5 protein-coding genes are annotated in these 7,409 nt (G+C 42.8%); all 5 read left to right on the top strand.

Translation table 11 applies throughout. The annotated features are described in order from the left end of the window. Positions 1–76 precede the first annotated feature (76 nt). Positions 77–1,762: a membrane protein insertase YidC gene (yidC, locus tag A3751_RS11865; protein WP_068456201.1), complete on the top strand. Its 1,686-nt coding sequence runs from the start codon at positions 77–79 to the stop codon at positions 1,760–1,762. A 6-nt stretch (positions 1,763–1,768) separates the two neighbouring features. Next, positions 1,769–3,139, top strand: coding sequence for a tRNA uridine-5-carboxymethylaminomethyl(34) synthesis GTPase MnmE (gene mnmE, locus A3751_RS11860; protein WP_197466301.1), 1,371 nt, complete (start codon positions 1,769–1,771; stop codon positions 3,137–3,139). A gap of 29 nt (positions 3,140–3,168) precedes the next feature. Continuing rightward, a complete protein-coding gene (locus tag A3751_RS11855) occupies positions 3,169–4,437 on the top strand; it encodes an MFS transporter (RefSeq protein ID WP_082863215.1) in 1,269 nt (422 codons plus the stop codon). Positions 4,438–4,774: 337 nt separating this feature from the next. Next, entirely contained in the window at positions 4,775–6,673 is a 1,899-nt protein-coding gene (mnmG, locus tag A3751_RS11850) for a tRNA uridine-5-carboxymethylaminomethyl(34) synthesis enzyme MnmG (RefSeq protein ID WP_068456195.1), read from the top strand. A 3-nt stretch (positions 6,674–6,676) separates the two neighbouring features. Beyond that, the gene (gene rsmG, locus A3751_RS11845; protein WP_082863214.1) at positions 6,677–7,324 is read left to right on the top strand and encodes a 16S rRNA (guanine(527)-N(7))-methyltransferase RsmG; all 648 of its coding nucleotides are present in this window, start codon (positions 6,677–6,679) and stop codon (positions 7,322–7,324) included. The last annotated feature ends 85 nt before the right edge of the window (positions 7,325–7,409 follow it).

The following is a 7,409-nucleotide window of genomic DNA, read 5'->3' as shown; positions in this document are numbered from 1 at the left end:
CCGTTCCACCTAAAGCTAACGATGAAACTGAAAAGTCCGAATAATACATTCATTTGAATTAGCTGGTTTTTAATACATGGATATCCGAAGAACGATTATTTTTATTGGCTTAGCAGTTGTCTCGTATATGCTCGTTTTGGAGTGGAATGCAGATTATGGACAAGCGGTTACTCAGACGACGAATGCCTCGCAAGTAAACCAACAAACATCTTCCACTCGCTCAACGATGCAAACAGAGTTGGAGGTTGGTAATACAGATTCTGAGCACGAATTTTCTGTTCCTAGTAACCAAGAAGATGCCAACCAAGCACCCTCTTCTGATTCAGATGGCCAGTTAATTAGAGTTACAACAGATGTTCTAGACCTAACAATCGACACAGAGGGCGGAAATCTACAACAAGCTCTCATGCTAAATTACGACGAAACACTAAACTCCGAAGCACCACTTGCGCTACTTCAAAACGACCAGCAACGACTATATACAGTTGAAAGCGGTCTTTTCGGTAAGAATGGTTTCGATTCTTCTAAGAACGGTGGTAAACCGATTTACCAAGTAGAGCAAACCACGTTTGAGCTGGGAGATGAAGAAGAGCTCCAAGTTGATCTGAAGTATACGTCAGAAAGCGGCGTAGAGTTGACCAAGCGTTATACGTTTAAGCGTGATGATTATTTAATCAATGTTGAGTATTTAATAAATAACCAGTCTAGTGAAGTATTTGAAGCTAACTTTTCTGGGAAGATTGTTCGAGATCGAAGTGTAGATCCGTCTAGTCAAACGAGTATGGGAATGCAATCTTATCTGGGGATGGTGCTCTCTAGTGAGCAAGAGCCGTATGAGAAAATTGATTTCGATGACATGCTTGAGTCGCCAGTTAATCAGCAGATTCAGGGTGGTTGGCTCGCATTTATACAACATTACTTTATTTCGGCATGGATACCAGATTCGGAAGTAATGCAAACCTATCAAACTAGGGTCAAAAATGGCCTATATCTGATGGGTTATATTAGCCCTGCTACGGTTGTTCAGCCAGGGGAAAAAGGAAGTGTTGGTGGCCAGTTGTACTTGGGCCCGAAAATTATTGACCGTTTAGAGCAAGCCGCTAAACGTCTGGATTTAACAGTCGACTATGGTTGGTTGTTCTTTGTTGCTTACCCACTGTTTCTTCTTTTGGATTTCTTACACGGCCTAGTTTTAAACTGGGGTGTCGCAATTATCTTGGTCACGGTCGTGGTCAAAGCATTGTTCTTTAAATTGTCTGCAGCGAGTTATCGTTCTATGGCAAATATGCGTCGTGTAGCTCCTAAGTTGCAGGCGTTAAAAGAGCAGTATGGTGAAGATCGCCAGAAAATGTCACAAGCGATGATGGATCTCTATCGCAAAGAAAAGATAAATCCGCTCGGTGGTTGCTTACCGATCCTTGTGCAGATGCCTGTTTTTATCGCGCTATATTGGGTCTTGTTGGAAAGCGTACAGCTGCGACATGCGCCTTTCTTCTTTTGGATTCATGACTTATCAGTAAAAGATCCCTTTTTCGTGTTACCGATCTTGATGGGTATCAGTATGTTTATTCAAATGCAGTTGAACCCAACCCCTCCTGATCCAATGCAGGCTCGAATCATGAAAATCATGCCTGTTATGATGACGGTATTTTTTCTTTGGTTCCCTTCAGGCCTAGTGCTTTATTGGCTAGTGAATAATATTCTTTCGATTGCACAACAATGGGTTATTACGCGCCAGATAGAAAAAGGTGCGGGTGCCTAACCCTCGATGATTGAATATCACGTTGATACCATCGCGGCAATTGCTACGGCTACTGGCCGTGGTGGCGTTGGTATCATTCGAGTGTCTGGTCCAAAATCATCCGAGATAGCGCAAAAATTCTTAAAGCAGCCCCTTCGACCTCGCTATGCGCATTATGGTTCGTTTTTTGATAAAAACGATCAACCGTTAGATCAAGGTATTGCCTTATCTTTTAAAGCTCCCAATTCTTTTACTGGAGAGGATGTATTGGAGCTTCAAGCTCATGGCGGGCCAATCGTACTTGATATGCTTCTACGGACTTGCATCGATTACGGTGCTCGATTGGCCGAGCCTGGTGAATTTACACAGCGTGCATTTTTGAATGATAAGTTAGATTTAGTTCAAGCTGAGGCAATTGCAGATCTGATAGATAGTACCTCTGAGGCCGCTGCTCGGAGTGCTCTTCGATCTTTGCACGGAGATTTTTCAAAGCGAGTAACCGCTATTACGGACGAACTGATCAATATCAGAATGTTTGTAGAAGCTGCGATTGATTTTCCTGAAGAAGAGATCGATTTTTTAGCTGATTCTAAGGTGCTTCAACAGGTTGACGAACTAAAACTCAAACTTGAAAACATCATGAGTGTTGCAAATCAAGGAGCTTTGTTAACCGAAGGTATTCGAGTCGTTATTGCGGGTCGGCCTAATGCGGGCAAGTCGAGTCTGCTCAATGCGTTGGCTGGATCGGAGTCTGCCATCGTTACAGATATCGAGGGTACAACGCGAGATGTGCTTAAAGAGCAGATTTCTATTGATGGTTTACCTGTGCATATCATTGACACTGCCGGTCTCAGAGAGAGTAATGACAAAGTAGAACAGATAGGCATAGAGCGAGCATGGAAAGAAATCAATCAGGCCGATTTGATATTGCTGGTTTATGATGGGGTAAAAGAACCAAATTTTGATCCCGACAAAGATTGGAGTGATTTTTTGGCGCGGCTAAGTAGGCGTGATCATGTTGTTCTTGTTCAGAATAAAATTGATCAATCTAATCTTGATGCCGAGTCAAATTTTCTGCAGGCGGGATGGCAGCGAATAAGACTTTCCGCTAAGACTGGTTTTGGTATTGATTTGTTGAAATCCTATCTCAAAGAATTTGTGGGTTTTAACAATGTTGAGGAAGGGTCTTTCACGGCTCGACGGCGTCATTTAACTGCACTGAAAACTGCCTTACATCATGTTGAGCTCGGAAGAGATCAGTTAGTACAAGCAAATGCCGGTGAGCTGCTCGCGGAAGATTTACGTTTAGCTCAAGAAGCACTTAGTACCATAACAGGACGTTTTTCAGCTGATGATTTACTGGGCGAGATTTTTGGCAGTTTCTGCATTGGAAAATAATTTATAAAAAACGTAGAAGGTAAACGCTGATGAGTCAGTCCAAGCTCCTCCGATCTAAAAGGTTTTTACCTCTTTTTCTTACTCAGTTTTTTGGGGCCTGTAACGACAACATATTCAAAAATACGTTGATGCTGATTCTAGCGTTTTCTGCCACTTCAAACTTGTCGGTTGATTCCAATGTTTTACTCAATCTTGCCGCTGGTCTATTTATTCTACCTTTTCTCTTGTTTTCATCGATTGCTGGACAAATAACAGACAAGTATGAAAAATCCGCCTTAGTAAGAAAGGTAAAATTTGCAGAGATTATTATTATGGTGCTAGCCGCTGCAGCGCTGTACTTCGAAGCATATTACTCACTGTTGTTTGTTCTCTTTTTGATGGGCTGCCAGTCGACTCTTTTTGGTCCCGTTAAGTATGCTTTACTCCCTCAGCATTTAGCTAAAGGAGAGTTAGTTGGCGGAAATGCACTTGTTGAGATGGCCACATTTGTTGCAATTCTACTTGGGACTATCTTTGCAGGAATTATTCTCGAATCTGACTCTCATCGTGAGGTTTGTGCCGTTGCAGTAGTGGCTCTTGCAGTCATAGGCTACCTATCAAGTTTGAATATACCGGAAGCGCCTAGCTCAGATACTAGTATTGAGCTTGATCTAAATATCGTTAGAGGGACATGCGCACAAATCAAACAAGCGGCGACAGACAAGATCTCTTTCAAGGCTGTTATTGCGGTATCTTGGTTTTGGTTTTTAGGGGCCAGTTATTTGACGCAATTTCCTAATTTTGCTCGCGTTGTTTTGAACGGTGATACAAGCGTCGTTACGTTGCTGTTGACTATATTTTCACTAGGGATTGGTCTGGGTTCTCTCATGGTTGAGCGGCTAAGCAGGCGTTATATTACGCAGTCGCTCGTAAATTCCGGAATAGCAGGCTTAGCGGTATTTGGATTTTGCTTGTATTTGGTGATTCCAGAAACAATCAACCCTACAGATTGGAAGGTGTTTTTCTCGCAGCTTAGCTTATCGCTAATTCTTTTATGTGTGCTTGGAATTGGTATATTTGGTGGGGTGTTTATTGTTCCCTTGTATGCGTTAATTCAAATCAGAGCTAAGCCCGAGTTTCGAGCGAGAATTATCGCTGTCATCAACATTATTAATGCCTTATTCATGGTTTTTAGTGCCGTTTTTGCGATGCTTTTACTTGGTATTGTTGGTTTGAGTATCCCAATATTCTTTGCGATCCTGGCCATATTGAACATTGTTCTTTTCTGGTACTTGAACCGAGACTTCGCTTTATCATGACGGTCAGTAATAAAATCAACTACTTAGCGTTGCTAGGTTGGTTCTTTGTGTATAACTTAATAAATTTTCGTCCAGAATTTAATAGATTATTTTTATAAACCAATTAAATCAATANGTTACGTTATATTCTTGTCTAAAATTCTCGGTTAATCTGTGGATAACTCTTTGGATAAGTAGCCTAAACCTGCGTAATATCGTTGTTTAGGAGAGCATTCTGTTTTCTTAACCGAGTAAGCAAAATAAACTGTATGATTTTTGTACGTATTTACTGTACAAGGACGCCATAGAGATTATAATTGCGCGCCATTTTTTAGATCCTTTTCCTGTAGAGGTTTTTGTGGAATATCCCAAGCATTACGATGTTATTGTCATTGGCGGCGGTCACGCTGGAACTGAGGCCGCGCTTGCGGCAGCAAGAACGGGTGCCCAGACGCTACTTTTGACTCATAACATCGAGACACTTGGTCAGATGTCCTGCAACCCGGCAATTGGTGGGATAGGAAAAAGTCATTTAGTCAAAGAAATAGATGCCTTAGACGGTGCGATGGCGAAAGCAACAGACTTAGCTGGTATACAGTTTAGGGTGCTGAATAGCCGAAAGGGACCTGCAGTTCGAGCAACCCGCGCTCAAGCAGATAGAGCATTGTATAAAGCTGCGATACGAACCATATTGGAAAATCAGGATGATTTGGAGATTTTCCAGCAGTCAGCTGATGACTTGGTTGTCGAAAATAACACTGTCAAAGGTGTTGTAACGAATATGGGGATCATATTTCGAGCTCACTCAGTCGTCCTGACAACAGGAACCTTTTTAGGTGGCGTTATCCACATTGGGCTTGAAAATCATAGCGGCGGAAGAGCGGGTGACCCGCCTTCAATTGCATTGGCAAACCGTTTAAGGGAACTTCCTTTTCGAGTTGGGCGTTTAAAAACGGGCACTCCTCCGCGTATTGATGCACGTAGTGTTAATTTCAGTGTGATGCAGGAACAGCCAGGCGATACGCCGACTCCAGTTATGTCGTATATGGGTAAAGTATCGGAACACCCTCAGCAGATCTCGTGTTTCATTACGCATACCAACGAGCGGACACACGATATTATTCGATCAGGTTTTTCTCGTTCCCCAATGTTCACTGGTGTTATTGAAGGAACTGGACCGCGATACTGTCCCTCGATTGAAGATAAAATTAATCGTTTTTCTGATAAAGATTCACATCAGATTTTCGTGGAGCCGGAAGGCTTATCAACGCACGAGCTGTACCCTAACGGTATCTCTACAAGCTTACCCTTTGATATTCAGATTCAAGCGATCAGGTCCATGGTCGGCTTTGAAAACGCACACATTACGCGCCCAGGCTATGCCATTGAGTATGATTACTTCAATCCTCAAGATTTAAAGCATACCTTAGAGACACGTTATGTTAATGGGCTCTACTTTGCTGGCCAAATCAATGGAACTACAGGATATGAAGAGGCCGGTGCTCAAGGATTGCTGGCGGGTTTAAATGCAGCGCGTAGAGCTAGGGGAGAGTCAGAATGGTATCCGCGTCGAGACGAAGCTTATATTGGCGTGTTGGTTGATGATCTTATTACTCTCGGTACATCAGAGCCCTACCGCATGTTTACCAGTCGTGCAGAGTATCGGCTATTGCTGCGTGAAGACAACGCAGATATTCGATTAACCGAAATTGGTCGTAAGTTGGGTGTGGTCGGTGATGTTCGCTGGGCATTCCACCAAGAAAAGCTTCAGGCGATCGAAGTAGAGCGTGAACGCCTACAGAAAACATGGGTTCATCCGAATACTGACGCAGCAAGTAAGCTGAATGAGCGTTTGAAGAGTCCACTTTCTCGCGAGTACACGCTCGAAGAACTACTTCGTCGTCCAGAGGTTAATTTCCGTGATCTCGTGGAGCTTAACTCTAATATTGATATTCGAGAAGATGTGGCTGAGCAGCTTGAAGTTCAAACTAAATACGCTGGCTATATAACGCGACAACAAGATGAAATCGAAAAGCTTCGTAAGAATGAGAATACGCGGATTCCGGATATGTTCGATTATGAGCAAGTATCAGGTTTGTCCAACGAAGTTAAGCAGAAATTGCTATTGCAGCGTCCAGAGACTATTGCACAGGCGTCACGTATTCCGGGCGTAACGCCAGCAGCGGTTTCCCTAGTTTTGGTTTACATGAAAAAGGCTGAAATGCGCCAACCGAAAAATCAAACGACGAAAGTCTAGCCCATGAAAGTTAACATCGACTCGGAAGCTTTTACACAACGACTTTTAACTGCAGCGACCGAATTAGGCGTTCTACTTAGTTCTACTCAAGCAGAACAGCTCGTGACCTATATTGAATTACTTGCTCGCTGGAACAGTACATACAACTTAACCGCAGTTAGAGATCCAAGCGATATGTTGGATCGCCATATTATTGACTCTTTGAGTGTTGTACCGTTTATAGATGCGGATACTGTGATGGATGTAGGTACAGGTCCTGGACTTCCAGGTATTCCTTTGGCATTACTCTATCCTGAAAAGCAATTTACGCTTGTTGATAGTAATATTAAAAAGACCCGTTTTCTGACTCAGGCCTTGATAGCGCTGGGGTTAAAGAATGTAGAAGTGCTTCATACTCGTATTGAAAATATTGTCGGCGTTAGAACGTTTCCACTGATCATTTCGCGGGCGTTCACCGCAGCAGATAACTTTGCCGCGCTTTGTGGACCATGTTTGACAGAAAATGGAAAGCTTCTTGCTATGAAAGGCAGTGAAGCACAAAATGAAGCCGACACACTTGGACCGGGTTATATGTATAAAGAAATTATTAAACTCAACGTTCCTAGTTGTGAAGCCGCGCGACATTTAATTATTATAGAATCAGTTTCATAGTTCGGCTGTGTGCACACAGCTGATTTATACCAGTTTATAGGGTACCTCCAGTGGCACAGATATTCGCAGTTACCAATCAAAAAGG

The organism is Oleiphilus sp. HI0080 (assembly GCF_001635135.1).
The sequence above is the reverse complement of the archived record's forward strand: the minus strand, read 5'-3'. Positions and strand labels throughout refer to the sequence as shown.